Source organism: Sulfitobacter sediminis, assembly GCF_040811725.1.
Taxonomy (GTDB): Bacteria; Pseudomonadota; Alphaproteobacteria; order Rhodobacterales; family Rhodobacteraceae; genus Sulfitobacter; species Sulfitobacter sediminis.
Genome location: NZ_JBFNXX010000006.1, coordinates 148,542 through 173,255 on the forward strand (window position 1 = coordinate 148,542; position 24,714 = coordinate 173,255).

A 24,714-nucleotide genomic window follows, 5' to 3' on the forward strand; every position below is an offset into this window, starting at 1 on the left:
GATCAGCCTCCACTCGCCACTTGCGCTACCGCTACATAAAGCGGGATGCCAAGGGTCAGGTTGAACGGAAAGGTCACGCCAAGCGAGAGCGTGAGATAGAGGGACGGGTTCGCCTCAGGCAGGGCCACGCGCATCGCGGCGGGCACCGCGATGTAGGAGGCAGAGGCCGACAGCACCATGAAAAGCGCCACGCCACCCACAGACAGCCCCAGCATTAGCCCAAAGCCCAGCCCGCAGACCGACCCGATCAGCGGCATCACCACACCGAAGGCCAGAACGCCGGGACGCAGGATGCGCCCGCCCTCGCGCAGGCCCCGGCCCGCGACCAGACCCATGTCGAGCAGGAAGAGGCAAAGCGCGCCCTTGAACGGTGACACGATGAAGGGTGCGATTTCCCGCAGGCCGTCCTCACCCGTGGCCCAACCGATGATAAAGGACCCGATGAGCAACACGATGGAGCCGTTCAGCATGATTTCCCGCATCAGGGCACCGTCCATGCCCCTATCGGAACCTGAACCACCCCGCGCGACCAGCCACAGTGCCGACAGAATCGCTGGTGCTTCCATCGCCGCCGCGACGGCGACCATGTAGCCTTCGGAGCCGATCCCCTGGCTTTCCAGCACCGAGGTCGCGGCGACAAAGGTGACAATCGAGATCGAGCCGTAATGCGCCGCGACCGCCGCTGCATCCAGCCGGTCCATCCGCGTCATGACCCTCAGCAGCGCAAAGGCGATCAGCGGCAGGCCGGCGGACAGGATCACCCCCGACAGAAGTGCCAGTCCAAGCGTCCCGTCGATGCCATGCGCGGCCACGCTGACCCCGCCCTTGAAACCAATGGCGAAAAGCAGGTAGATCGACAGCCCCTTGGCCACAGCCTCCGGAATGCTCAGGTCTGACCGCGCCAGCGATGCCGCCACACCCAGCACGAAGGAAAGGATGATCGGCGAGATCAGGTTCTCCCCGGCGAGCGAAAGAAGTTGGTCCATGCGCAGGCCTGCCTAGACAGGGTGAAAGGAATCGGTCTGCGGGTTGTAATGTTCCAACTCGCCTTCGCCGATGTCATTCCAGAGCCCGTGCAGCGTCAGCGTACCCGCGCTGACCGCTTCCTCGATCCAGGGAAAGGTCATCAGGTTCTCGAGCGAGGTAACGATGGCCTGTTTCTCCATCGCGTGCTGTTGCGCGTCCTCGTCCGCGATATCCGCCACACGGTCGTAGCGCGGGCGCAGGATATCCATCCAGCGGCCCACGAAACTGCCCTTCGCTTCGAGGTCCGGGGCCTTGCCCTTGCACATGTCGATGCAGCCCTTGATTCCGCCGCAATGCGAATGACCCATGACGATGAGGTTCGACACCTTCAGCACCCGCACGGCGTATTCCACCGCCGCCGAGGTGCCGTGATGGTCGCCATCGGGCGCGTAGGGCGGCACGAGGTTCGCGATGTTGCGATGAATGAACAACTCACCCTGGTCCGCGCCAAACATCGGGATCACGTTGACCCGGCTGTCGCAGCAGGCGATGACCATGGCGCGCGGGTGCTGACCTTCGGTCGCAAGGCGCTTGTAGAACGACTTGTTGTCGGCATATCCCGTGGCCTTCCAGCCATGGTACCGCTGCACCAGATAATTCGGCAGAGGCCGCACCCTGTACATCTTGTCCCTCGCACTCCGTTGCGTTGCGGGGCAGGGGTAACGCAAATTTCTGGCGGTTTCGAGAGAAAAGACCGCTCCCCTTCAACCATTTCATCACCCTGCCCGGCCATTGTGCGCACGGGCCGTGGGGGTGGATCAAGGGGTGCAGGTGCATGCAGGTGCTGCAAATCAATCCGGTGGAACGCGTGGTGCTCGACCAGGATCGGCTGGGCGCGCTCTATTCCCAGCTCGGTGCTTCGGGGGCCGAGGATGTCGTCTGCCGCGCGCTGGAAGAACTGGCGCTCAGGCTCTCGCAGGCGGAACGGATGTTCCGGGAAGGAGCCTGGAGCGACCTGCGCAAGAACACCCGCTCGCTCATCGCCATCGCCGAGCAGATCGGCATGTCGGCACTCGGCCAGGTGGCCGCCGACGTGACCTGCTGCATCGACCGGGGCGATGCCACGGCAACCGCAGCCACCCTGTCGCGGCTGATCCGGGTCGGCGAACGGTCACTCACGGCGGTCTGGGACATTCAGGACTTCTCGATCTGAGCAGTTGCGGGTCCCGGCGAAACCGCTAGGCTGCGGGCAGTTTTCCCAGCCTATCAGGTCATCTCATGCCCCCTGCCTTCGCCCCCGCTTCCGAAGATGCCATCCCCCTGCACGTGGTCGCCGAAGATCGTCTCGCCGACTGGCTCGCGGAGCAGTCCGAAACCGCGCGCAGCTGGATCACCGCCTTGGGTTTCACCGGTGCCCTCGGTCAGTCGGTCGCGGTACCAGACGCAAACGGGCGCCCGGCACTGGCCGCCGTCGGCCATGGCACCGCCGCCAGCCGCAAACGTGCGCGCTTCCACCTCGCTGCCGCCGCGCCCAAACTGCCCAAGGGAAGCTACCGGCTGGCACAGCCGGTCGACGGTCTGGAAAGCGAGGCGCTGGGATGGCTGCTCGCAGGCTACCGCTTCGACCGCTACCGCAAGCAGACCCCGCTGGTCGCAGGCCTTGTGGCGCCGGACGGGATCGACGCGGCCCGGATCGAGGCGATTGCGGCGGGCGAGGTGCTGACCCGTGACCTGATCAACACACCCGCATCGGACATGGGGCCGCCGGACCTCGAGAAAGCTGCCCGCGATCTGGCCAAGGAACACGGTGCTGCCATCGAGGTGATCACCGGCGACGCGCTGCTCGACCAGAACCTGCCGATGATCCACACCGTGGGCCGCGCCGCCAACCGCGCGCCACGCCTCATCGACCTGCGCTGGGGCGACAGCGGGCCAAAACTGACGCTTGTTGGCAAGGGCGTCTGCTTCGACACGGGCGGGCTCAACCTCAAGCCCGCGGCCTCCATGGGCCTGATGAAGAAGGACATGGGCGGGGCCGCCGCCGTGCTGGGCCTTGCCAATATGATCATGGCGACCGGGCTCAAGCTGCGCTTGCGGGTGCTGATCCCGGCGGTCGAGAACGCGGTATCCGGCAATGCCTTCCGCCCGCAGGACATCCTGATCTCGCGCAAGGGACTGACGGTCGAGATCAATAACACCGACGCCGAGGGGCGGCTGGTGCTGGCCGATGCGCTGGCGCTCGCGGACGAAGACAAGCCCGATCAGATCATCTCCATGGCCACGCTCACCGGTGCCGCGCGCGTGGCCGTCGGCCCGGACCTTGCGCCCTACTACAGCGACGACGACGCATTCGTCGCCGCGCTGGAAAAGGCGGCAGCGGCGCAGGCCGATCCGGTCTGGCGCATGCCCTTCCACGACCCTTACGAGGCGATGATCGAACCGGGCATCGCCGACCTCGACAACGCGCCCAAGGGCGGGTTTGCAGGGTCGATCACCGCCGCGCTCTTCCTGCGCCGCTTCGTGACGGAGAGCGCCTATGCGCATTTCGACATCTACGGCTGGCAGCCCACGGATGCCCCCGCCCGACCCAAAGGTGGCGTGGGCCAGGGCACGCGCGCGCTCTACGCCGCCCTCGGACCGCTGCTGAAACTGTGAGCGACCCCCGCCTCACACCGGACCCGGCGCGTGTCGTCCGCCGCGACCCGGCACAGATCGCCGTTCCGCTGACCGATCTCTGCCGCACACCCGAGGGCCCGCGTGACCGTCAGTTCCTCTACGGTGACGCGGTCACGGTCTTCTCGGAGGCAGACGGCTGGTCCTACATCCAGGCGGAAAAGGACGGCTACTGCGGCCATATCCGCAGCGGCGACCTTGGCCCCTTGGCTGCACCGACCCACCGCGTCAGCGCCCCCGCCACCCACGCCTATGCGCGCCCCGACATCAAGTCACCCGACCGCCTCGGCCTCAGCCACGGCAGTCGCATCACGGTTTCGGAAACCCTAGGCACCTTCGCGCGCACATCACTCGGCTACATCCCGAGCGTCCACCTTACCCCCGTCACCGAGCTCGCCGCCGACCCCGCTGCCATCGCCGCGCTTTACCTCGGCACGCCCTATCTCTGGGGCGGCAATTCCCGCTGGGGCATCGACTGTTCGGGCCTTGTCCAGGCCGCGCTGCTCACCTGCGGCATCCCCTGCCCCGGCGACAGTGATCTGCAGGCGAGCCTCGGCCAGAACGCCACCGGTCCCTACCGCCGTAACGACCTGCTCTTCTGGAAAGGCCACGTGGCCCTCGTCACCGACGCTGACACGCTGATCCACGCAAACGCGCATACGATGTCAACCTGCTATGAACCCATTGTCGACGCCATCGACCGCATCCAGGCCAGCGGTGACGGCCCAATCTCAGCCCACCGTCGCATTGCCTCGCTTTCTGGCTAGATCAATTGCCCGCCCATTGCCCGGCAGTCGCCGATTGCCTCGATAAGAGGGGGGGGGCAGAGACCGCTTCCCGGCGTAGTACCCGCTACTCGACAGCCCGAATGAGCTTTCTCTCCAGCACCCGCAGAACCGCTTTCAACTCATGCCCTCGGCGCAAGACCTGTCCGTTGGTGCCGATCACCGCGTACATCCCCTGCTTGCTGCGTAGCTTGGGGCGCTTCTCGATGCGGTACAGCGGCATTTCCGCCGTGCGGCGAAAGACCGAGAACACCGCGACTTCCCGCAGGCACGATATACCGTAGTCCCGCCATTCGCCCGCCGCCACCATGCGGCCGTAAAGCGACAGGATCACCGAAAGCTCGGTGCGGTGGAACGCCACCTGCTCGGGCGGGCGCTCGAAGGGTGTGACGGACGGAGGGATGTGCATCGTCATGGCCTCACAGTTGCGCCCTTGCACGCGCAAATCAAGTGTGGATGCGCATGATGCGTATTGAAAGCGTTACAAGATAGTGTAAACGTCCCGATTTATGAAACATGAAAGCCAGAGGCCATGACACCGGACGAGCGCGCGCGCAGATGCGCAGAGGTGATGTTCGCCGCCGACCGGGCCTCGCCCGGGCTCGGCATGGCGGTCCAGAGTGTGGCTCCGGGAAGGGCCGTTCTGACCATGTCCGTCAGGGACGATATGCTGAACGGGCATCATATCTGCCACGGCGGCTTCATCTTCGCCCTGGCCGACAGCGCCTTTGCCTTTGCCTGCAACACCTACAACCAGAACACCGTCGCGCAGCAGAACCAGATCACGTATCTTTCCCCCGGCAAGGGGGGCGAGGTGCTGACGGCGTCCGCGCAAGAGGTCTCCCGCACGGGCCGTTCGGGCGTCTATGATGTCACGGTGACTGGCGAAGACGGCCGCACGATTGCCCTCTTCCGGGGTCTGTCGCGGACGATCAAGGGACAGCATTTTCCAGAAGAGGACACCGCCACATGAAGGATCTCACACCGCCCAAGGACAACCTCGACCCCATCGAGATCGCCAGCCGGGACGAGATCGCGGCGCTTCAGCTTGAGCGCATGAAATGGTCCCTGCGCCACGCCTACGAAAACGTGCCCTTCTACAGGCAAAGCTTCGACGCCGCAGGCGTACACCCGGACGACCTGCAGAACCTCTCCGACCTCGCGAAGTTCCCCTTCACGGTTAAGACCGACCTGCGCGACAACTATCCCTTCAAGATGTTCGCCGTGCCCCGCGAAAAGGTCGCCCGCATCCATGCCTCCTCGGGCACTACCGGCCAGCCCACCGTGGTGGGCTATACCAAAACGGACCTCCAGAACTGGGCCACCGTCGTCGCCCGCAGCCTGCGCGCCGCCGGTCTGCGCCCCGGCGACATGCTCCACAACGCCTACGGCTACGGTCTCTTCACTGGCGGTCTCGGCATCCATCTCGGCGCGGACGAACTCGGGCTCACCACCTACCCGATCTCCGGCGGCATGACCCCCCGGCAGGTGCGTCTGATCGAGGATTTCAAACCCAAGGGCATCACCGTCACCCCCTCCTACGCGCTCTCCATCCTCGACGAATTCGCCAAGCAGGGTCTCGACCCGCGCGACAGTTCTCTCGAGGTTGGCATCTTCGGCGCCGAACCCTGGACCAACGCCATGCGGCAGGAGATCGAGCAAGCCTTCGACATGCACGCCGTTGACATCTACGGCCTTTCCGAAGTCATGGGCCCCGGCGTGTCCATGGAATGCGTGGAATCGAAAGACGGCCTCCACATCTGGGAAGATCACTTCTACCCCGAGATCATCAATCCTGAGACGGGCGAGCCCGTCGCCGAAGGCGAACAGGGCGAGCTGGTCTTCACCTCGCTCACCAAGGAAGCCTTCCCCATCATCCGCTACCGCACCCGCGACCTCACCCGCCTCTTGCCGGGCACCGCCCGCACCATGCGCCGCATGGAAAAGGTCACCGGTCGCTCCGACGACATGATCATCCTGCGCGGCGTCAACGTCTTCCCCACCCAGATCGAGGAAGCCCTGATGGCGACCGAAGGCCTCGCCCCGCATTTCCAGATCGAGCTTTCGCGCCCGGACCGCATGGACCAGATGCGCGTCCTCTGCGAATGCGCCGACGCAAGCGTCACGGTCGACGTGAGAGAAGGCGCCGCCAAAGCGCTCTCGGCCCGGATCAAGCAGACGGTTGGGATCAGCGTGAAGGTCGAGGTTCATGACGTCGGCGGTGTCGCCCGTTCCGAAGGCAAGGCGGTACGCATCGTCGACAAACGCCCCAAGACCTGAAGCGCATCGGACGCGCGCCATCCTTTCGTAGCATCTGGTGCGGGCGTGGTGCAGGAGTTGTATTGGAAAGATGAAGACGGGGGACAGCGCACCACCCAAGCTTCATCTTTCAAATACAACTCATACCCGCTCACAGCCTGCGCGAAGCATGTTATCTGCGCGCACATGACACCATCAGAAATCCCGCGCAGACACGATAACAATGGGCCAACCCAGCCGATGAGGTCCCGCAAGGGGCACGAAGAGGCGCCTCACCCGCAGGTGATCGCCCCAATCGTCCCGCTGTCGTCCAGTACCGCGTTCAGCCGCTCCGGTTGGTGATCCATCGTGATGGCATCGGTGATGTGATAGATCCGCTTCGGCTGCGGCAGAACATCCGCCGCCGCGCGCGGCTGACCCAGCAGGTACTGGTACGCCGCCGCGTTGCAGGTATCGGGCCCCGGTGTCAGCGGCAGCACCCGCGGCCCGCCACACCCGGCCAATGCCAGCACGCCCAGAATCATCAAAAACCTCATTTGCACGCGTCCTCGACACCATATCGCGCCATGAACATCTCGACCGCACCCTCGACCACCCTGTCGATCTCGGCATCGCTGACGTTCTTGCTCACCCCGAAGATCAGCCGCGTCCAGATATCGGCCTTGCACAACTCGCCGAACTGGTCGGCGGCCAGCACGTAGTCGTCGATTTGCAGCTCCCCCCGCGCGACAGCTTCGCTGAAATACTGAGCCATCTCGGCCCGCATCACCGCGGGACCCGACGCATAGAAACGCTGCCCGATCTCGGGAAAACGGTCGCTCTCGGCCACGCAAATCCGAAAAATCTGCTGCCCGAAGGTCGAGGTGATGAAGCGCAGGAAATGATGGCCCGCCTGGGACAGAACCTCGCGCGGCGGGGCAGCCATGTCGATGCTGTCTAGCGCTTCCTGGCTTTGCCGGGCGCATTCAGCGTTGGCCACCTCCATGAACAAAAGTCGTTTGTCGGGGAAATAGCTGTAGAGCGTCGCCTTGGACACCGCCGCCGCCCGCGCGATGTCATCCACGCTCGCCCCCTCGAAGCCATCGACCATGAACACCTGCCGCGCGCCTTCCAGCACCTGGTCATACTTGCGGCCCTTGCGGATCTTCTGGGCGGTGGCGGTCATAGAGGCTCCAACATTCGTCAAGCAGGATATAAACCGTTTCGTTCAGTTCCAAGACATTATTACACTGACGCAACAGGATGCCGGTTGCGATACCGCAATCCAATGCTTAGAATCGTTCTAAGTAACTAGAGGTGAGCAATGCGATTTTCACTCAACAGAAAGCGGTTCCGCGACCTGAACGAACAAGAGGTGCTGGCACTTGCGATCTCGTCCGAAGAGGACGACGCGCAGATTTATCGCATGTACGCTGAACGCCTGCGCGCGGAATTTCCCAAGAGTGCTGCTGTCTTCGACGGCATGGCCGCAGAAGAGGACCAGCACCGCAAGCGCCTCATCGACCTGCACCAGAAGCGCTTTGGTGAAACTATTCCCCTGATCCGGCGCGAACATGTCTCGGGCTACTATGCCCGCCGCCCCGTCTGGCTGATCGAGAACCTCGGCCTCGACCGCATCCGCGCCGAGGCCGCCGCGATGGAGGCGGATGCCGAACGCTTCTACCTCGCCGCCGCCGCCAGGACCTCAGACGCAGAGACCCGCAAACTTCTGGGCGACCTCGCCGCCGCCGAGGCGGGCCACCAAAGCACCGCCGACGACCTCGCAGCAACCCACCTTGACGGCGACGCGCAGGCGGAGGAAGATAGCCGCGCGCACCGTCAGTTCATCCTGACCTGGGTTCAGCCCGGTCTTGCCGGCCTGATGGACGGCTCCGTTTCGACCCTCGCACCCATCTTCGCCACCGCCTTTGCCACGCAGGACACATGGACCACCTTCCTCGTGGGCCTCGCCGCCTCCGTGGGCGCGGGCATCTCCATGGGCTTCACCGAAGCCGCCTCCGATGATGGCGAACTCTCCGGCCGGGGCTCCCCGGTGAAACGCGGCTTCGCCTCGGGCATCATGACCACCGTCGGCGGTCTGGGCCACGCCCTGCCCTACCTGATCCCGGATTTCTGGACCGCGACGATCACCGCCATCATCGTCGTCTTCGTGGAACTCTGGGCCATCGCCTGGATCCAGAACAAGTACATGGACACCCCCTTCTTCCGCGCCACGCTGCAAGTGGTGCTGGGCGGCGCGCTCGTCTTTGCGGCGGGCGTGCTGATCGGATCGGGATAGCGGCTTGCCCCGGCGCATGGGACTGGCTAATCCTGTCCCATGCTGCCGATCTTTCTGAAAACGCTGCCTTTCTTTGCGCTGATCGGCCTTGGCTACTGGGCGGGCCGGTCGCGTTTCTTCAGCGCCGAAGCCACCGCCTATCTCACCAAGTTCGTCTTCTACTTCGCCCTCTCCGCGATGCTCTTCCGCTTTTCCGCAAACCTGTCGCTGGCCGAGGTCTGGGACACCCGGCTCGTCGTAGCCTACCTCTGGGGCACCGCCTTCGTCTACGGCATCGCCACCCTCGTCGGCTTCCTGCGCGGCCTCGACGTGCAGACCACGGCGGTCGAGGCGCAATGCGCCGTGATCGGCAATGCGGGCTTTCTCGGCGTCCCAATGCTGACCCTGCTGCTCGGGCCAGAGGCCATCGGCCCCATCATCCTCGCCCTTTCCACCGACCTCATCGTCTTCTCCAGCCTGATCGTGATCCTGATCACCGTTGCCCGCGACGGCCAGCCCTCCCTGCGCATCTTCCTCTCTATCGCACTGGGCCTTCTCAAGAACCCGATGATTGTCGCCATCACGCTGGGCTTCCTCTGGTCCAGCCTCGCCATCCCCATCCCCGCACCGATGAACGAATTCCTCGCCATCCTCGGCGGCGCCGCCACGCCCGGCGCGCTCTTCGCCATCGGTGCATCGCTGGCCCTCACCCAGCCCGACCGCCTGCCCATCGCGGGCTGGCTTACCTTCTGCAAACTGGTGCTGCATCCTCTCTTCGTTGGCTTCGCTGCGCTCTTCCTTTTTGTCGTCGATCCTTTCAAGGCAGGCGTGGTCATCGCCGCCGCCGCCTTGCCCGTCGCCGGGAATGTCTACATGCTGGCACAGCACTACGGCGTTGCCCCGGCCCGCGTCTCCACCGCGATCCTGATGTCGACCGCGATCAGCATCGTCAGCGTCAGCCTCGTGGTCGGCTGGGTCTCTGCCTTCTGAACGGCCCGAAATGGAAAGGACCAGATGATGAAAACAATTTCCGAGAACGCCTGCTTCGGCGGCACCCAGGGAGTCTACGCCCACGCCTCCGACGCCTGCAGCTGCGAGATGACCTTTGGCCTGTTCCTGCCCGAAGAGGCCAAGGACGGCCCCGTCCCGGTGCTCTGGTATCTCTCCGGCCTGACCTGCACGCATGAGAACGCCATGACCAAGGCGGGCGCACAGGGCTGGGCGGCCGAGCACGGCATCGCGCTCGTCTTCCCAGACACCTCCCCGCGCGGCGACGACGTGGCCGATGACGAAGCCTATGACCTCGGCAAAGGCGCGGGCTTCTACGTGAACGCCACGCAGGACCCGTGGAAGCAGCATTTCCAGATGTGGGACTATATCTCCGAGGAACTGCCGCGCATCCTCACCGCCAATTTCGCCATCGACGAGGAACGCCAGGGCATTACCGGCCATTCCATGGGCGGCCACGGCGCGCTGACCCTCGCGATGACCCTGCCCGAACGCTTCCTCTCCGTCTCCGCCTTCGCCCCCATCGCGCACCCGACGCAAAGCGACTGGGGCCGCAAGCAACTCTCTGCCTACCTCGGCGACGACGAAAGCAAATGGACAGCCCACGACGCCACCCTGCTGATGCGCGAAAAAGGCTTCGACGGCCCCATCCTCATCGACCAGGGCGCCTCCGACCAGTTCCTCGACCTGCTGAAACCCGAAGCCCTCGCCGAAGCCATCGCCGCCCGCCGTCAGCAAGCGACCTTCCGCATGCAACCGGGCTACGATCACAGCTACTTCTTCGTCTCCACCTTCATGGAGGACCACGTGGCCTTCCACGCCGAAGCGCTCTACGCCGGATGACCGCGCTCTACATCGATGCCGACGCCTGCCCGGTCAAAGCAGAGGCCGAACGCGTGGCCACCCGCCACCGCGTCCGGATGTACGTGGTCTCCAACGGCGGGCTGCGCCCCTCGCAGAACCCGCTGGTCGAGACCGTCATCGTCCCCGACGGCCCCGATGTCGCCGACATGTGGATCGCGGAGCGCGCAGGCCCCGGCGACGTGGTGATCACGGGCGACATTCCCCTGGCCGCGAAATGCGTCGAGGCCGGTGCGCAGGTCCTCAAACACAACGGCGAGGCGCTGACCCAGGCCAACATCGGCAACGTCCTCGCCACCCGCGACCTGATGGCAGACCTGCGCGCAGCCGACCCGTTCCGCCAGGGCGGCGGCAAGGGCTTTACCAAGGCCGACCGCTCCCGCTTTCTCGACGCACTGGAACGCGCGTTGCGCGCAGCGGCAAAGGTCCGGCCATGACGCCCCAGGCCGTCGTCTTCGACATCGGCAACGTGCTGATAGAATGGCAGCCCGAGCGCTTTTTCGACAGTGTCATCGGCGAGGCGCGCCGCCGCGCCATGTTTGCCGCCGTGGATCTCCACGCCATGAACGACCGTGTGGACCGGGGCGAACCCTTCCGCGATGTCATTCAAGAGACCGCCGCCGCCACCCCGGGATGGCACGCGGAAATCCTGCTCTGGCACGACCGCTGGCTCGACATGGCCAGCCCCGAGGTGCCCCGTTCCGTCCGCCTGATGGCCGCACTGCAACGCCGGGGTATCCCTGTCTTCTCGCTCACCAACTTCGGACGGGAAACCTATGCGCTCGCCGAGACCCGCTATCCTTTCCTGAAACAATTCGACCGCGACTTCATCTCGGGCCACATCGGCGCGATCAAACCGGACCCTGCCATCTACGCGACACTCGAAGACGGCAGCGGCCTGTCCGGCCCGTCGCTCCTCTTTACCGATGACCGGCCCGACAACATCGCCGCCGCCGCGCAACGCGGCTGGCAGACCCACCACTTCACCGGACCCGAAGGCTGGGCGGCGCGCCTCGTTTCCGCCGGTCTCCTGACGGAAAGCGAGGCAGAATGACCGATATCCCCATGATCCCCTTTGCCGAAGGTGAGGCTCTGCTCGACTGGATCGGCCTCACGGACGCGCTCGCCGCGGGCCACGATCTGCCGAAAGCCGAAATCGGCGACACTTTCCTCTACCGGGGCGACGACACGCTCCTGAGCCGCGCCGCCTGGATCGACGGACTGGGCATCGCGGTGAAGTCCGCCACCGTTTTTCCCGGCAATCCCTCGAAAGGCGCACCGATGATCAACGGCGGCCTCAACCTATACGACGATGCGGACGGCACGCTCTCGGCCATCGTCGACTTCCACCTCGTCACCAAGTGGAAGACCGCCGGCGACAGCCTCCTGGCGGCCCGTCGCCTGGCCCGGCCCGACAGCCGAGATATCCTTATCGTCGGCGCGGGCAACCAGGGCCGCGCCCTCCATGCCGCATATTCCGCCGCCTTCCCCGACGCCCGCTTCACCCTCTGGAACCGCACCCGCGCCAACGCCGAGGCGATGGCCGATGAAATCCCCGGACTGCAGATCGCCGACGATCTGGAAAACGCCGTCCGCGCAGCCGACATCGTCACCTGCGCCACCATGTCCACCGACCCATTGATCCGGGGCGACTGGCTGCGCCCCGGCCAGCACATCGACCTGATCGGCGCCTACCGGCCAGACATGCGCGAGGTGGACGACACCGCGCTGCTGCGCGCCCGTGTCTTCGTCGACAGTTTCGACACGACCGTGGGCCACATCGGCGAAATCGACATCCCCCTCAAGGCTGGCACGATCCCGCGCGACCACCTGATTGCCGATTACTACGCGCTCGACCGCTTCACCCGCGCAGGCGATACCGAGATCACCCTCTTCAAGAACGGCGGCGGCGCACACCTCGACCTGATGACCGCGCTCTACATCCTCGACCGCTGGAGGAACGGCTGAAAACCCTACCACCGGCCCACGGCAGACACCTCGTCCTCCGGGCTGGAGCCGCCTTCGCTTGAGCACGTGAGAGCGGGAGGACAGCCGGTTGCCAAAAGAATTCGCCGAGGGAACCGGCTCTGCCGGGAGACGGCTAATTCTCTTGGGAAGCGGATGGCCTTCTGCCATGAACGGGATCAAGCGAAGGTGGGTCCGGCCCCTCCGGGATGGTGAGCCTGAAGCCTGAACGCCAGCCACCCCAAACCCCGTGCCCCCAGCGCGTCACCGCGAAGAGGCTTCGCCGATGAGCACCGCCGCGACGGTCAGTCGCCGAACCGCGGGGGCAGAAGACCCACCTGAAACCACCTGAGATAGCTCACGATCGAGAACACCGGCCGTCCCGTTGCATGGGCAATGTCCGGTGCGTAGGGCGGCATGTTCGTGCATTCGAGCAGGACCGCGCCGACCTCTGGATGCGCGCGCACCAGTCCTTCCGCCACTGCCACCATCTCGGCCCGCGCCGCCGGGACGTCAAGGCTCTCACGGTTGTTCAGGATCGCATCCGCAAAGCCTGTGCCCTCCATCCCCGCGATGGGTGCGTCCGGCGCCACGCCAGCAGCCTCCAGATGCTGCGCCGTCAGGCTGGTCTTGGAGATGGTCAAGATGCCGACGCATGCCCCCGGCGGCAGGTTCGCGGATATCTGGGCAAATTGCTCCAGTGCCGAGGCGGCAACGGGCACGCCCAGCGCATCGGCCAGCCGTGGTCGGATCGGCGCAAGGAAGCCGCAGGTCGTGGCGATCCCGGTACACCCCTCGGCGACCAGCTCCTTTCCCTTCGCAACGAAGGCATCAACAAAAGGCGAGATGTCCTCGCAGACGATGGCCTGCGGCGTGGCCCCCGCCACAACGCCGAAGCGCACCGGAAAGGGCCAGGTCGCGGCATTGCCCACATCCCCCGGCACCCGTGGAAAACGGGTGTCGAGCATCAGGATGCCCAACCGCGCCTTCTTCGTGTTCCCTGCCTCATGCACCATGCAAAATCATTGCCACCGCAATAGCTTTAGGCAACCCCACTCCTTACGATGACAATTTATAAACATTTCGTTGATGTTTTTGTTATTCGTGCAATGATGCCGGAGAAGAATCACCCAAGGTGATCGGAATCAGGGAAGGAAGTCGTCCATGACCCGCCATGTCGTCGCGATCGGCGCAGGTATCGTCGGCGTCTCGGCCGCCATCTGGCTGCGGCGGGCGGGTGTTGAGGTGACCATCGTGGACCGCGGCAAGCCCGGCACCGGCACCTCGCACGGCAACGCGGGCGTTCTGGCATCCTGCGCCATGGTCCCGGTCACCGGTCCCGGCCTCATCGCCAAGGCACCGGGCATGCTGATGGACCGCGACTACCCGCTGTTTCTGCGCTGGAGCTACCTGCCTCGGCTGCTGCCCTGGCTGCGCAAGTACCTTGCGCATGCCAATGACACGGACACGAGGCGTATTGCGCAGGGACTTATCCCGATTGTCACCGATAGCGTAGAGCAGCACAAAAGCCTCTGCGACGACCTCGGCCTTGGGTCCTGGGTGAACGAGAGCGATTATTGCTTCGCCTACCGTGACCGCTCGGTCTTTGACAGCGAAAGCTACACCTGGGCCATCCGCCGCGCGGCGGGCTTTGTCCCCGAGATCATCGAGGGGCCAGCGGTGCGGGAATACGAACCCGCACTCGGTCCCGACATCAGTTGCATGGCAATCCTCAAGCACCACGGCTTCATCCGCAGCCCCGGTGGCTACGTGCAGGCCCTCGCGCGTGCTTTCGAGGACATGGGCGGCACGCTGATGGAGGCCGAGGTCAAGGACTTCGACCTCTCGGGCGGCAAGTTGCGCGCGGTTCAGACCAGCCAGGGCAGCATCGCCTGCGACAGCGTGGTGCTGGCCACCGGCGTCTGGTCGAAACCAATGATGCAGAAGCTCGGGCTCAACATCCCGCTGGAAACCGAGCGCGGCTATCACATCGTCTTCGAGAACGCGACGGGCGGACCGTCGCGCCCGATCATGGTCGCCTCGGGCAAGTTCGTCGCGACACCGATGGATCAGGGCGTACGCTGCGCCGGTATCGTGGAATTCGGCGGGCTGGACGCAGGTCCGTCCAAGGCACCTTTCTCGCTGTTGCGCCGACAGGCTGCCAAGGCCTTCCCGAACATGACCGCCACCAATGAAATCGAATGGCTGGGGCACAGGCCCGCCCCCAGCGATAGCCTCCCCCTGATCGGACAGATCGGGCAGACCGGGGTCTACACGGCCTTCGGACATCATCACATCGGGCTGACCGGTGGGCCGAAAACGGGCCGTCTGGTGGCCGGATTGATCACCGGGGCGCAGGTCAACACCGACCTTGCCCCCTATCACCCGCAGCGCTTTTCCTGAGCGCTGCACAACAACCAACCGGGAGAAAAAAGAAGATGAAAACGACACAGAAACTGATGGCAGGCGCGGCGGCAATTGCCATCGCCGTGACCGGCGCGCTGCCCGCCATGGCAGCCGAGAAGTGGGATATGCCCATGGCCTATTCCGCCTCCAACTTCCATTCCGAAAACGGCGTTGCCTTTGCCGACTGCGTGCGCGAAGGCACCGGCGGCGAGATCGACATCACCGTGCATCCGGGCGGTTCGCTCTTTGCCGGTGCGGACATCAAGCGCGCGATCCAGACCGGGCAGGTCCAGATCGGCGAGCGTCTGCTGTCGGGCCATCAGAACGAGAACGCCATCTTCGGCTTCGACAGCGTGCCGTTCCTTGCGCCGTCCTTCGATGACAGCTCCAAGCTGTTCGAGGCGGCCAAACCGAAGCTGGAAGAAGTCCTGGCCGAGCAGAACCTGACCATGCTCTATGCCGTGCCATGGCCGCCACAGGGTCTCTACTTCAAGAAGGAAGTGAACAGCGTCGAGGACATGAAGGGCGTCAAGTTCCGCTCCTACAACAACGCCACCTCGCGTCTGGCCGAGCTGACCGGCATGCTGCCCGTGACGATCGAGGCGGCGGAAATCTCTCAGGCTTTCGCCACCGGCGTGGCCGAGTCGATGATCTCTTCCGGCGCCACCGGCTATGACCGCAAGGTCTGGGAAAGCCTGACGCATTTCTACGAGGTCGATGCATGGCTGCCCTACAACTACGTCATGGTGAACAACGATGTCTGGGCCGGTGTCTCCGACGCGAACAAGGCCGCCATCACCACCTGCGCCGAGGAAGCCGCCGCGCGCGGCCTGCAAGCCTCCAAGGACTACACCCAGTTCACCATGGACGGCCTGCGTGACGGCGGTATGACCGTACAGCCCGCAGGCGATCAGCTGATGGGCGAACTGCGCGAGATCGGCGCGACCATGACCACCGAATGGCTTGAAGCGGCGGGCGAGGACGGCAAGGCCATCGTCGATGGCTTCAAGGCGATGCAGTAAGAAGTCCGGGCGGCCCCTCCCGGGGGCCGCCCTTGTTTGCAGGCTGGGGGGTTGGCATGGGTGCCGTTCGCAAGTTCTTTGATTTTCTTTACGTCCTGGCCGGGGTGCTCGCCGCGCTTTGCCTGATCGCGATCCTGTCGCTGATCGTGGCACAGATGATCGCCCGCTGGACAGGCGAGATCTTTCCCGGCGCCCCGAACTACGCGGGCTATGCCATGGCCGCAGCCTCTTTCCTCGCCTTTGCCAATGCGCTGAAACGTGGCGCGCATATCCGCGTGTCGATCCTGCTCAACGCGGTGCCACCCGGCCCGAAACGCCTGCTCGAAATCTGGTGCTTCGCGCTGGCTGCCGCCATCGCCTGGTATTTCACCTATTACGCCTACTGGTTTGTCTACTGGTCGTGGAAGTTCAAGGAAGTCAGCCAGGGACAGGACGCCATCCACCTCTGGATTCCGCAATCCGTAATGGTGCTGGGCGGCGGCCTGATGGCCATCGCGCTGACCGACAACCTCATCCAGGTCGTGATAAAGGGCGAGCACCGCATCGTGCGCGACCTCGTCGACCAGTCGCACGGGGAGTGACGCCATGACCGAGATTTACGCGATCATCCTTTTTCTCTTCGTCCTGTTCCTGCTTCTGGGCACCGGTGTCTGGGTCGGTCTTGCCCTGATGGGCGTGGCCTGGGTCGGGATGGAGCTGTTCACGACGCGCCCCGTGGGTGACACGATGATCACCACCGTTTGGGCCTCGTCCTCAAGCTGGACCCTCACCGCCCTGCCGCTCTTCATCTGGATGGGCGAAATCCTCTACCGCACGCGGCTGAGCGAGGACATGTTCAAGGGTCTCTCGCCCTGGCTTGCCCGGCTGCCCGGCGGGTTGGTGCATACCAATATCGTGGCCTGCACCGTCTTTGCAGCTGTCTCGGGTTCCTCCGCTGCGACGCTGACGACCGTGGGCAAGATGTCGATCCCGGAACTGCGGGCGCGCAAGTACCCGGAAAACATGGTGATCGGGACGCTGGCGGGGGCGGCGACGCTCGGGCTGATGATCCCGCCATCGCTGGCGTTGATCGTCTACGGCGTGACGGTAAACGAAAGCATCACCAAGCTATTCTTTGCGGGGGTCTTCCCCGGCCTCGTGCTGGCGGGCCTCTTCATGGCCTATGTCGCGATTGTCAGCGTCACCTCCAAGACCTGGAATCCCACGGTCGAGAAGGGCATGAGCTTTGGCGAGAAACTCTCCAACTCGCGCTTTCTGATCCCGGTCTTTGCGCTGATCACGGTGGTGATCGGGTCGATGTACGCGGGCCTTGCCACGGCGACCGAGGCCGCGGCCATCGGCGTGATCGGCGCGCTGGTGCTGGCGCTGGTACAGGGGTCGCTGAACTGGACCAGCTTCCGCGAAAGCCTGATGGGGGCGACGCGGACCTCAGCGATGATCGCGCTGATCCTTGCGGGTGCTGCCTTTCTCAAGCTGTCGATGGGGTTCACCGGCCTGCCCCGCGCACTGGCGGACGGCATTGCAGCGATGGAGCTTGCCCGCTTCGAGCTTCTGATGATGCTGCTGGTCTTCTACATCATTCTCGGCATGTTCCTTGACGGGATTTCGGCCATCGTGCTGACCATGGCCATCGTGGAGCCGATGGTGCGCGAGGCGGGGATCGACCTGATCTGGTTCGGCATCTTCGTGGTTGTCGTCGTCGAAATGGCGCAGATCACGCCGCCCATCGGCTTCAACCTGTTCGTGCTGCAAGGCATGACGGATCACGAGATGGGCTATATCACCAAGGCCGCGCTGCCGATGTTCGCGATCATGGTGCTGATGGTTTTTGTCCTGATCTGGTTCCCCGAGATCGCCACCTGGCTGCCCGACAACTTGCGCAGCGGACCGAGCTAAGACGCATGTATGATCAATCGCATCCTTTGGCTTGCATCGACACACGCACGGCTCTGCCTGATCCTCGGGCTCGCAGCCGGGGTGGCCCTGCCCGCCGTCGCCGCGACGCTGATGCCCTTTCTCCCGCAGATGGTGGCGGCGCTGCTCACCGTGACGGCACTGCGCATCGGCCACCGCGCCGCGCTGGGCGCGACAAGGGATCTGCGCTGGGGCATCGTCGCCGTGGCGGTGCTGCAGATGTTGCTGCCCCTCGTCTTGCTTGGCGCGCTGACGCTGGCCGGGTTGGAAAATACGCCAGCCGCCCTTGCCATCGTGCTCGCCTCCTCGGCACCCGCGATCACGGGCAGTGTCAACCTCGCCCTGATGATGCGGCTCGATGGCGGGCGGATGATGCAGATGCTGGTCCTCGGCACTGCCGCCTTTCCCCTGACCGTTCTGCCGGTACTGGCGCTGCTGTCGCAGCTTGGTCCGGCGCAGCAGGTGATTATGGCAGCGCTGAAACTGCTGATCGTGATCTTCCTCGCCACCGGCCTGGGCTTTGCCCTGCGCGCCTGGCTGTTCCCAAAACCGACCGAAGGACAGGTCAAGGCGCTCGACGGGCTGTCGGTGCTGGCCTTCTCGGTCATCGTCGTGGGGCTCATGGCCGCCCTGAACCCCGCCTTGCGCAGCGATCCCCTTGGCGTGCTCCACTGGACGGCGCTCGCCTTCGCGATCAGCTATCTCTTGCAACTCTTCGCCCTGCTGATCCTGCGCAAGGGGTCCCTGCGCCCCATGGCGGGCCCCCTGGCCATCGGTGCGGGCAACCGCAACATCGCGATCTTTCTGGTGGCCCTGCCGCCCGACGTCATCGCCCCGCTCATGATCTTCATCGGCTGCTGGCAACTGCCGATGTATCTGACCCCCATGCTGCTGCCACAGCTCTACAGATGGGCGCTTGCGCATGACTGACTGGCCCAGAATCAATACCGTCGGCCTGTCGGGCGTGCTCGTCACCTTCGCCGGGGCCATGTCGGAACCCGCGAACCGCGCCGCCCTGGCCTTCCGCGCGGCGGTGGACAACGAGGACTGGCCCGAGGTGACCGAAACCAGCACCTCGCTGGTCTCCACCTTCCTGCAGGTGGACCTGTCATCCACACCCGCCGAAGCGATGAAGGACCGCCTTGAGGCGCTCCTGAAGAGCTGCGACTGGTTCTCCGCGCCGCTGCCCTCGGGCCGCAAGCTGTGGCATGTGCCCACGGTCTACGGCACCGATCTGGGCCCGCAGTTGGAAGAGGCCGCGCAGGTGGCAGGCGTCGATCCAGACGCGGCGATCAGGGAGATATCGACCTCCCGCGTGCGCGTGCTGACCATCGGTTTCGCCCCCGGCCAGCCCTACATGGGCGAGCTGAGCGAGACATGGAACATCCCCCGCCAGCAGGGCCTGACGAAATCCGTGCCCGCGGGCGCGCTGGTCATCGCGATCCGGCAGTTGATCGTCTTCACCAACGACACGCCCACCGGCTGGCGGCACATCGGCCAGACACATTTCAAGACCTTCCGCCCCAATGAGGCCGAGCCCTTCACCCTCGCCCCGGGGGACGAACTGACCTTCCCCGCGATCAGCCGCGCTGAATACGACGAGATCGGGCGCAAGGACACCTCCGGTCTAGGCGGCGCCACCCAGGAGGTGCTGGCATGAGCGCGCGGTTGACCATCCAGCAGGCAGGCCCGGCGATGAGCCTGCAGGATCAGGGCCGCCCCGGCTACCGCGCAGAGGGGCTGACCGTGGGCGGGGCTGCCGACCGCGTGGCATTGTTTGAGGGCGCCGCTCTTCTGGGGCAAAGCCCCGATTGCGCGGCGATCGAGATGGCAGGCAGCGGCGGCACCTTCGTGTCGGATACGGATGTCCGCATCGCCCTCACGGGGGCCGAGATGACCGCCAAGATCGACGGGGAAGTCGTGATCTGGAACGCCAGCCATTTGCTGCACGCGGGGGCCAAGCTGACCATCGGCGGCGCGCGCAACGGCAGCTACGGGTACCTGCACGTGGGTGGCGGCTTTGACACGCCCCTCGTGATGGGCGCGCGTGGCAGCCACCTCGCGGGAGGCATCGGCGGTCTCTTGCAAACGGGCGACACCCTGCCCGTCGGCCCCGACAAGGGCCGCGAGGTCTCGATGACCCTGCCCAAGCCCGACCGCTTCGGCGGCGGCAAGATCCGCGTCGTGGCCTCCATGCAGACAGGGGCCTTCACGCCCGAAACCATCCAGCGCTTTGTCAGCACGACTTTCCGCCGCGACGCCCGGGCGAACCGCATGGGCGTGCGGATGGATTTCGACGGCGACGGTTTCGCCACCGAGGAGCAGCTTTCCATCGTTTCCGAGGTCGTCGTGCCGGGCGACGTGCAAATCTCGGGCGACGGCGCGCCCTACGTGCTGATGTTCGAATGCCAGACCACCGGCGGCTATCCCCGGATCGGTGCGGTGCTGCCCTGCGATCTGCCGCGCGTGGCGCAGGCACAGGCGGGCGCGGCGCTGCAATTCGAATTCGTCGAGATGGAAGAGGCCGTCGCCGCACAGGCCCGACACCTTGCCGAACTGAAGGCGCTGCCGGGCAAGGTCACGCCGCTGGTCCGCGACCCGGCGCGCATCCGCGACCTGCTCAGCTACCAATTGGTCGGCGGCGCCGTCTCGGCCACCGCCGACCCCTTTGAAGAGGAGATATGACATGCCAACCGTCGATCTGAATGCCGACATGGGTGAAAGCTTTGGCGCCTGGAAGATGGGCGATGATGCGTCGCTGCTGAAAATCGTGACCTCGGCCAATATCGCCTGCGGCGGCCACGCAGGCGATCCGGACGTGATGGCCAGAACGATGAAGCTGGCCCATGAGAATGGCGTCGGCATCGGCGCGCATCCCGGGTTCATGGACATCGCGGGATTTGGCCGCAACCGGATGCACGTCCCGATAGCCACTCTGCAGAACCAGGTGCGCTATCAAGTCGCCGCCTCTGTCGGCATGGCCCGCAGCGTCGGTGCCGAGGTGCGGCATCTGAAACTGCACGGCGCGATGGCCAACATGGCCTCGGAGGACACGGCCATGGCCCGCGCCCTCTACGAGGCGGCGCTGAGCGTGGCACCGGACCTGATCGTCATGGTGCTGGCCGCCACCGCCCAGCAAGAGGCGGTCAAGGAGCTTGGCTGCGCATGGGCCGGAGAGATATTCGCCGACCGCGCCTACAACGACGACGCCACGCTGGTCGACCGGTCCCTGCCCGGCGCGGTGATCCATGACGCAGCGCTGGCCGGCAGGCGCATGGTCGATATGGTCAAGGCGGGCGCGATCATCACCGAGAGCGGCAAGCGGATCGAGACGCGCATCGACACCATCTGCCTGCACGGCGACACACCCGAAGCGGTGCAGATCGCCGCGTCGGTCCGCAAGGAACTGGAATCGGCGGGCATCGGGCTGGCCAAGTTCTAAGGGCTGGGGAATTCGTTACTTAAGGGTTTACGGAGGCCTTCGCCGCTGATTCCACAGGGTATTATGAGCCTGTCCCCGCGGGGACAGGCGCAAGCGCGGACCATTTCCTCAGCTTGACACGTAGCCCGCGACCACCTGCAACAGCTTGTAGGCCGTCCGCGCGTCGCTGCCCACCACGTCCAGAAATTCCTCCGCGCCGATGCGCAGGCAGGCCAGGTCTGTCTTGGCCCGCATGTCGAGCGCGCGCGGCACGTTGCGGATCACGCCCAGCTCACCGACCAGCTTGCCGGGGCCCGAGGTGGTGATCAGCACATCGTCGCCCTCCTTCTGCGGCAAGAGCAGATCGGCCTCGCCCTCGACGACAAGGAACGCACCCGTCGTCGGATCGTCGTCCTTGTGAAAGACGTACTCGCCTGCCTTCGCCTGATACCAGCGCGCGCCGAAGGCCAGCAGGCGCAATTGCTTGCGTTCCAGCCCCGAAAAAAGCTCTGTCTGTTCCAGCGCGCGCAGCTTGCGCGCAAGATCGGCGCTGACGGTGCCATCCTCATCGGCGGAAATTTCGGCGGCCACGCTGGACATCCTCCCCTGTGAAAGCACGAATTGCGCGTCGAACCGGGCATCCTCTGGAAAACTGGGTTCGAGGCAGATGATCGTCGCGCGGGGCAGCAGGGCGCGCAACTTGTCATGCAGGCTGTGCCGGGCCGCATCGTCATAGCTCATCAACACGTTGTCGAGGATCAGCACCTGCGGCCGCTTGATCGTCGCGCGGCTGATGGCCAGCGTCTCGGTCAGCAGCGTCGGCAGGTTGGTGCCCCCAAGGCTGAGCTGCATGTCGAAAATCAGGTCGAGCACCAGCCCATCGAGGTTCGCCTCGTAAAGCGCATCGACCACGATCTGGCGCAGGGCATCGGCGTTCTTGCCCGCCGTCTCGGCAATCTTCCCGAAAAGCGCGTTCTCCAGAACCGTGAGCCCGGCGACCGGCGCGTCGGCCGAGATCGGACTGAAGACTTCGGAGAGGGACGCTTGAAGCGCCTCGCGGTGTGCGACCCTGATCTCGAGCACGCGCTCGATGATGTCCTGCGGGAAATCCGCCCCGAGCCGTTCGGCGGAAATCGCGAAGGTCACCGCCAGAAGGCTCGCCTTGTCCGAGGCGTTAAGCGGCGCGCCGTCGCGCTGTTTGTCACGCAGGTCCATGGCCGCCTCGAAGGTATCGGGGTCGATCCCAAGCTTGCGGAACAGCGGATGATCTGTGCCATCGACGCCGAAGATCTTGCGCAGCAGGTCCACCATGTCCGTGGCGAGCTGCAAGAGGTCGTCTTCCAGACCGAGTTCCTGCAAAAGCGCCATGAAGGCGGTCTGTTCCTCGATCAGTGCCGCCGTAACCTTGGTCCGCGGGGTGGCAAAGATCAGGTTCTCGGCCACCGGCAGCGCCGGGTTGTAGCGCGTCTCGTCAAAGGAATGGACATGTTCGGAGAGTCCGTCCTCGCGCACTTTCTGCGTGATGGTGTCCCGCAGGGACACCAGCGCCAGAGCCAGATCGCCGTGGCTGTCGGCGTCGAAACGCTGATCGATCCCGCGCGCAAAGAGCGCGCGATCGATCTCCATGCCCTTGATCAGCGCGACCCACCAGGCACGCAGCGCCGCTTCGCTGCTGGCATCGGCGAACTCCGGGTCGATCCAGCGGACATGCGGCAGGTCCGTGCTGTTGCCCGCCTTTGCGCTTTCCTGAACGGCACCGGACGGGTCATCCCCCTCTTCGGGCTGAAGCTTCAGCGGCAACGAGACGTTGTCGCCGTAGCTGCCAAGGAACATCACCGGGCGGGAGGACGCATACCCGATCCGCTTGGCGATCACCCCCTGGTGCAGCCCCGACAGTGCCTTCCCCGCGATGCTGACACTGCCCGAAGCCGGGATCAGCTCGCGCAACAGAACCTCGGAGAGCGCGCGGCGGTCCTCGTCGCTAGGCGCTGCGATGGCCACGCAGGTCGCGGGCGCGAAGGTGACGTTGATGTCCTCCAGCACCATGTTTCCGTCGGCATCCAAAACGCTGATGTTCTCAAGCACCACATCTCCGTCCAGCGGGGGTATCTCGCCCGGATCGGTCTCGAACAGGTCGCGGTCGACCATGCCGCTTGGCGCGAAACGCTCGGTGATCGTTTCCCACCGCAGGGACATATCAGCGGCCTGGTTGTAATAGGCCAGAAGCTCTTTCCACGGGCTCGACAGGTCCTTGTAGGCCGCAAGCGCCGCAACCAGTGCGCCCACCGTCACCTGGCCCGTGATCGTGAGATAACCGCCGATGGAGTAAAAGAAGAACGGCGTCAGCTGGCCGATGAAGTTGTTGAGAAACTTCATGAAGAACTTCTTCTGGAAAATCTCGAACCGGATCGCAAAAAGCTTGCCCAGCCTGTCGGATACCAGCGCCATGCGGTAGCGCCAGCCGCCGTTGGTGCGCAGCGTGCTGGCCCCTGCCGCACCCTCTCCGATCTCGGCGGCCAGCGCGCGGATCTCGATCACCCGCTTCTTGTTCAGCAGGTTGATCTGGCGCTGCAGCTTGGGGATCAGCCAGGCCTGCAGCGGAATGAGCGCACAGGCTGCAAGGCCGAAGGCCACGCTTTGCAGGAACAGAAAGCCGAGTATCGTCAGCATCTGCCCGGCCTGCAGCACCGGTTGGGCGACCGCATCGCCCATCAGCCCGCCCATGGGCTCGGATTCCGAGGTGACCATGCTGACCAGCTCGCCCTGGCTGGTGCGCTCGAAATATGGGGCCGGGAAACGCAGGATGCGCGCGATCAGCGTGTAGCGTAGCCGCCGCAAAAGCCGTTCGGCCAGTACGCCCTTCATGGTGTTTATGCGCATCTTCATCATGCCGTGGGCCAGCACCGAAAGCAGGAAAAGCCCGCAGAGTAGCATCAGGAACCCGATCTGGCTCAGTTCGAATCCGAAAACCGACACCGTGTCCGAGCTGGCCCCGATCGCATCGTTGATGATGCGCTTGGGCAGTTCAAGCGTGAGGTAAAGGAGCGGAAAAAGCGTCAGCGTGACGGCCAGAAGGATCAACTGATCGCGCTTGGAGTATTTCCAGATGAAGGAGAAAAGCGAGCGTTCTATGAGGGGTATCCAATGCAGAGGATGAAATGATGCCCCTCAGGCTTA

At 64.7% G+C, this 24,714-nt stretch carries 26 protein-coding genes; 19 read left to right on the plus strand and 7 right to left on the minus strand.

Going from position 1 to position 24,714, the window contains the following annotated elements; genetic code table 11:
- Positions 1–2 precede the first annotated feature (2 nt).
- Both AB2B41_RS10150 and AB2B41_RS10155 read right to left on the minus strand, forming a co-directional pair.
- A complete protein-coding gene (locus tag AB2B41_RS10150; RefSeq protein WP_367877669.1) occupies positions 3–986 on the minus strand; it encodes a sodium-dependent bicarbonate transport family permease in 984 nt (327 codons plus the stop codon).
- 12 nt (positions 987–998) lie between these two features.
- A complete protein-coding gene (locus AB2B41_RS10155) occupies positions 999–1,649 on the minus strand; it encodes a carbonic anhydrase (RefSeq protein ID WP_367877670.1) in 651 nt (216 codons plus the stop codon).
- A 152-nt stretch (positions 1,650–1,801) separates the two neighbouring features.
- Here AB2B41_RS10155 and AB2B41_RS10160 point away from each other — a divergent pair, with 152 nt between their 5' ends.
- The 3 genes from AB2B41_RS10160 (at position 1,802) to AB2B41_RS10170 (ending at position 4,406) form a co-directional block, all read left to right on the plus strand.
- Positions 1,802–2,179 (plus strand): hypothetical protein, encoded by a 378-nt coding sequence (locus tag AB2B41_RS10160; protein ID WP_367877671.1) that lies wholly within the window; start codon positions 1,802–1,804, stop codon positions 2,177–2,179.
- 65 nt (positions 2,180–2,244) lie between these two features.
- On the plus strand, positions 2,245–3,621 hold the full coding sequence (locus AB2B41_RS10165; RefSeq protein ID WP_367877672.1) for a leucyl aminopeptidase family protein: 1,377 nt from the start codon (positions 2,245–2,247) through the stop codon (positions 3,619–3,621).
- A complete protein-coding gene (locus AB2B41_RS10170) occupies positions 3,618–4,406 on the plus strand; it encodes a C40 family peptidase (protein WP_367877673.1) in 789 nt (262 codons plus the stop codon). Before AB2B41_RS10165 ends, AB2B41_RS10170 begins: the two co-directional genes overlap by 4 nt.
- Positions 4,407–4,491: 85 nt before the next feature.
- Here AB2B41_RS10170 and AB2B41_RS10175 read toward each other — a convergent pair whose 3' ends face one another.
- Positions 4,492–4,839: a DUF2794 domain-containing protein gene (locus AB2B41_RS10175; RefSeq protein WP_367877674.1), complete on the minus strand. Its 348-nt coding sequence runs from the start codon at positions 4,837–4,839 to the stop codon at positions 4,492–4,494.
- Between the two features lie 117 nt (positions 4,840–4,956).
- Between AB2B41_RS10175 and paaI the strand changes: the two genes are divergently transcribed.
- Positions 4,957–5,397, plus strand: a complete 441-nt coding sequence (paaI, locus tag AB2B41_RS10180) for a hydroxyphenylacetyl-CoA thioesterase PaaI (protein WP_367877675.1) — start codon at positions 4,957–4,959, stop codon at positions 5,395–5,397.
- A complete protein-coding gene (gene paaK / locus AB2B41_RS10185; RefSeq protein WP_367877676.1) occupies positions 5,394–6,704 on the plus strand; it encodes a phenylacetate--CoA ligase PaaK in 1,311 nt (436 codons plus the stop codon). The genes paaI and paaK overlap by 4 nt, the downstream gene beginning before the upstream one ends.
- Positions 6,705–6,955: 251 nt before the next feature.
- On the opposite strand, the gene AB2B41_RS10190 is transcribed toward paaK, so the two are convergent.
- Together AB2B41_RS10190 and AB2B41_RS10195 are read right to left on the minus strand one after the other, a co-directional pair.
- Positions 6,956–7,219 (minus strand): I78 family peptidase inhibitor, encoded by a 264-nt coding sequence (locus AB2B41_RS10190; protein WP_367877677.1) that lies wholly within the window; start codon positions 7,217–7,219, stop codon positions 6,956–6,958.
- Complete coding sequence (locus AB2B41_RS10195) at positions 7,216–7,848, minus strand: TetR/AcrR family transcriptional regulator (RefSeq protein WP_367877678.1); 633 nt, start codon at positions 7,846–7,848, stop codon at positions 7,216–7,218. Before AB2B41_RS10195 ends, AB2B41_RS10190 begins: the two co-directional genes overlap by 4 nt.
- Positions 7,849–7,986: 138 nt before the next feature.
- Here AB2B41_RS10195 and mbfA point away from each other — a divergent pair, with 138 nt between their 5' ends.
- Genes mbfA through AB2B41_RS10225 form a run of 6 tightly spaced genes read left to right on the plus strand, consistent with a single transcriptional unit; the run spans position 7,987 to position 12,777 of the window.
- Positions 7,987–8,961 carry an iron exporter MbfA gene (gene mbfA / locus AB2B41_RS10200; RefSeq protein ID WP_367877679.1) on the plus strand — a complete coding sequence of 325 codons (975 nt, stop codon included), beginning with the start codon at positions 7,987–7,989 and terminating at the stop codon, positions 8,959–8,961.
- A 39-nt stretch (positions 8,962–9,000) separates the two neighbouring features.
- Complete coding sequence (locus AB2B41_RS10205) at positions 9,001–9,930, plus strand: AEC family transporter (protein WP_367877680.1); 930 nt, start codon at positions 9,001–9,003, stop codon at positions 9,928–9,930.
- A 27-nt stretch (positions 9,931–9,957) separates the two neighbouring features.
- Positions 9,958–10,791, plus strand: a complete 834-nt coding sequence (fghA, locus tag AB2B41_RS10210) for an S-formylglutathione hydrolase (RefSeq protein WP_367877681.1) — start codon at positions 9,958–9,960, stop codon at positions 10,789–10,791.
- A complete protein-coding gene (locus AB2B41_RS10215) occupies positions 10,788–11,246 on the plus strand; it encodes a YaiI/YqxD family protein (protein ID WP_367877682.1) in 459 nt (152 codons plus the stop codon). The genes fghA and AB2B41_RS10215 overlap by 4 nt, the downstream gene beginning before the upstream one ends.
- The gene (locus tag AB2B41_RS10220; RefSeq protein ID WP_367877683.1) at positions 11,243–11,863 is read left to right on the plus strand and encodes an HAD family hydrolase; all 621 of its coding nucleotides are present in this window, start codon (positions 11,243–11,245) and stop codon (positions 11,861–11,863) included. Before AB2B41_RS10215 ends, AB2B41_RS10220 begins: the two co-directional genes overlap by 4 nt.
- Positions 11,860–12,777, plus strand: a complete 918-nt coding sequence (locus tag AB2B41_RS10225; RefSeq protein WP_367877684.1) for an ornithine cyclodeaminase family protein — start codon at positions 11,860–11,862, stop codon at positions 12,775–12,777. Before AB2B41_RS10220 ends, AB2B41_RS10225 begins: the two co-directional genes overlap by 4 nt.
- A 302-nt stretch (positions 12,778–13,079) precedes the next feature.
- Here AB2B41_RS10225 and AB2B41_RS10230 read toward each other — a convergent pair whose 3' ends face one another.
- A complete protein-coding gene (locus AB2B41_RS10230) occupies positions 13,080–13,790 on the minus strand; it encodes an aspartate/glutamate racemase family protein (protein WP_367877685.1) in 711 nt (236 codons plus the stop codon).
- Positions 13,791–13,938: 148 nt separating this feature from the next.
- On the opposite strand from AB2B41_RS10230, the gene AB2B41_RS10235 reads away from it, so the two are divergent.
- From AB2B41_RS10235 to AB2B41_RS10270, 8 genes are read left to right on the plus strand one after another with little or no spacing between them, the layout of a single operon-like run.
- A complete protein-coding gene (locus AB2B41_RS10235; protein WP_367877686.1) occupies positions 13,939–15,177 on the plus strand; it encodes an NAD(P)/FAD-dependent oxidoreductase in 1,239 nt (412 codons plus the stop codon).
- A gap of 35 nt (positions 15,178–15,212) precedes the next feature.
- The gene (locus tag AB2B41_RS10240) at positions 15,213–16,202 is read left to right on the plus strand and encodes a TRAP transporter substrate-binding protein (RefSeq protein ID WP_367877687.1); all 990 of its coding nucleotides are present in this window, start codon (positions 15,213–15,215) and stop codon (positions 16,200–16,202) included.
- Between the two features lie 56 nt (positions 16,203–16,258).
- Positions 16,259–16,783, plus strand: coding sequence for a TRAP transporter small permease (locus tag AB2B41_RS10245; RefSeq protein WP_367877688.1), 525 nt, complete (start codon positions 16,259–16,261; stop codon positions 16,781–16,783).
- A 4-nt stretch (positions 16,784–16,787) separates the two neighbouring features.
- The gene (locus tag AB2B41_RS10250; protein ID WP_367877689.1) at positions 16,788–18,098 is read left to right on the plus strand and encodes a TRAP transporter large permease; all 1,311 of its coding nucleotides are present in this window, start codon (positions 16,788–16,790) and stop codon (positions 18,096–18,098) included.
- 9 nt (positions 18,099–18,107) lie between these two features.
- A complete protein-coding gene (locus AB2B41_RS10255) occupies positions 18,108–19,046 on the plus strand; it encodes a hypothetical protein (RefSeq protein WP_367877690.1) in 939 nt (312 codons plus the stop codon).
- Positions 19,039–19,776, plus strand: a complete 738-nt coding sequence (locus tag AB2B41_RS10260) for a 5-oxoprolinase subunit B family protein (RefSeq protein ID WP_367877691.1) — start codon at positions 19,039–19,041, stop codon at positions 19,774–19,776. Before AB2B41_RS10255 ends, AB2B41_RS10260 begins: the two co-directional genes overlap by 8 nt.
- Positions 19,773–20,801 (plus strand): 5-oxoprolinase subunit C family protein, encoded by a 1,029-nt coding sequence (locus tag AB2B41_RS10265; RefSeq protein WP_367877692.1) that lies wholly within the window; start codon positions 19,773–19,775, stop codon positions 20,799–20,801. Before AB2B41_RS10260 ends, AB2B41_RS10265 begins: the two co-directional genes overlap by 4 nt.
- 1 nt (position 20,802) lies before the next feature.
- On the plus strand, positions 20,803–21,558 hold the full coding sequence (locus AB2B41_RS10270; protein WP_367877693.1) for a LamB/YcsF family protein: 756 nt from the start codon (positions 20,803–20,805) through the stop codon (positions 21,556–21,558).
- Between the two features lie 108 nt (positions 21,559–21,666).
- Here AB2B41_RS10270 and AB2B41_RS10275 read toward each other — a convergent pair whose 3' ends face one another.
- Complete coding sequence (locus AB2B41_RS10275; RefSeq protein ID WP_367877694.1) at positions 21,667–24,618, minus strand: ABC transporter transmembrane domain-containing protein; 2,952 nt, start codon at positions 24,616–24,618, stop codon at positions 21,667–21,669.
- Between the last annotated feature and the right edge of the window lie 96 nt (positions 24,619–24,714).

What these genes read in the sequence shown, in the direction of transcription:
- AB2B41_RS10260 (WP_367877691.1), top strand. Translation starts at nt 19,039, where the DNA reads ATGACTGACTGGCCCAGAATCAATACCGTCGGCCTGTCGGGCGTGCTC.
- paaK (WP_367877676.1), top strand. Translation starts at nt 5,394, where the DNA reads ATGAAGGATCTCACACCGCCCAAGGACAACCTCGACCCCATCGAGATC.
- AB2B41_RS10240 (WP_367877687.1), top strand. Translation starts at nt 15,213, where the DNA reads ATGAAAACGACACAGAAACTGATGGCAGGCGCGGCGGCAATTGCCATC.
- AB2B41_RS10175 (WP_367877674.1), bottom strand. Translation starts at nt 4,839, where the DNA reads ATGACGATGCACATCCCTCCGTCCGTCACACCCTTCGAGCGCCCGCCC.
- AB2B41_RS10205 (WP_367877680.1), top strand. Translation starts at nt 9,001, where the DNA reads ATGCTGCCGATCTTTCTGAAAACGCTGCCTTTCTTTGCGCTGATCGGC.
- AB2B41_RS10190 (WP_367877677.1), bottom strand. Translation starts at nt 7,219, where the DNA reads ATGAGGTTTTTGATGATTCTGGGCGTGCTGGCATTGGCCGGGTGTGGC.
- AB2B41_RS10220 (WP_367877683.1), top strand. Translation starts at nt 11,243, where the DNA reads ATGACGCCCCAGGCCGTCGTCTTCGACATCGGCAACGTGCTGATAGAA.
- AB2B41_RS10155 (WP_367877670.1), bottom strand. Translation starts at nt 1,649, where the DNA reads ATGTACAGGGTGCGGCCTCTGCCGAATTATCTGGTGCAGCGGTACCAT.
- AB2B41_RS10255 (WP_367877690.1), top strand. Translation starts at nt 18,108, where the DNA reads ATGATCAATCGCATCCTTTGGCTTGCATCGACACACGCACGGCTCTGC.
- AB2B41_RS10165 (WP_367877672.1), top strand. Translation starts at nt 2,245, where the DNA reads ATGCCCCCTGCCTTCGCCCCCGCTTCCGAAGATGCCATCCCCCTGCAC.
- AB2B41_RS10215 (WP_367877682.1), top strand. Translation starts at nt 10,788, where the DNA reads ATGACCGCGCTCTACATCGATGCCGACGCCTGCCCGGTCAAAGCAGAG.
- AB2B41_RS10225 (WP_367877684.1), top strand. Translation starts at nt 11,860, where the DNA reads ATGACCGATATCCCCATGATCCCCTTTGCCGAAGGTGAGGCTCTGCTC.
- AB2B41_RS10160 (WP_367877671.1), top strand. Translation starts at nt 1,802, where the DNA reads ATGCAGGTGCTGCAAATCAATCCGGTGGAACGCGTGGTGCTCGACCAG.
- AB2B41_RS10270 (WP_367877693.1), top strand. Translation starts at nt 20,803, where the DNA reads ATGCCAACCGTCGATCTGAATGCCGACATGGGTGAAAGCTTTGGCGCC.
- AB2B41_RS10235 (WP_367877686.1), top strand. Translation starts at nt 13,939, where the DNA reads ATGACCCGCCATGTCGTCGCGATCGGCGCAGGTATCGTCGGCGTCTCG.
- AB2B41_RS10265 (WP_367877692.1), top strand. Translation starts at nt 19,773, where the DNA reads ATGAGCGCGCGGTTGACCATCCAGCAGGCAGGCCCGGCGATGAGCCTG.
- mbfA (WP_367877679.1), top strand. Translation starts at nt 7,987, where the DNA reads ATGCGATTTTCACTCAACAGAAAGCGGTTCCGCGACCTGAACGAACAA.
- AB2B41_RS10230 (WP_367877685.1), bottom strand. Translation starts at nt 13,790, where the DNA reads ATGGTGCATGAGGCAGGGAACACGAAGAAGGCGCGGTTGGGCATCCTG.
- paaI (WP_367877675.1), top strand. Translation starts at nt 4,957, where the DNA reads ATGACACCGGACGAGCGCGCGCGCAGATGCGCAGAGGTGATGTTCGCC.
- AB2B41_RS10245 (WP_367877688.1), top strand. Translation starts at nt 16,259, where the DNA reads ATGGGTGCCGTTCGCAAGTTCTTTGATTTTCTTTACGTCCTGGCCGGG.
- AB2B41_RS10150 (WP_367877669.1), bottom strand. Translation starts at nt 986, where the DNA reads ATGGACCAACTTCTTTCGCTCGCCGGGGAGAACCTGATCTCGCCGATC.
- AB2B41_RS10195 (WP_367877678.1), bottom strand. Translation starts at nt 7,848, where the DNA reads ATGACCGCCACCGCCCAGAAGATCCGCAAGGGCCGCAAGTATGACCAG.
- fghA (WP_367877681.1), top strand. Translation starts at nt 9,958, where the DNA reads ATGAAAACAATTTCCGAGAACGCCTGCTTCGGCGGCACCCAGGGAGTC.
- AB2B41_RS10250 (WP_367877689.1), top strand. Translation starts at nt 16,788, where the DNA reads ATGACCGAGATTTACGCGATCATCCTTTTTCTCTTCGTCCTGTTCCTG.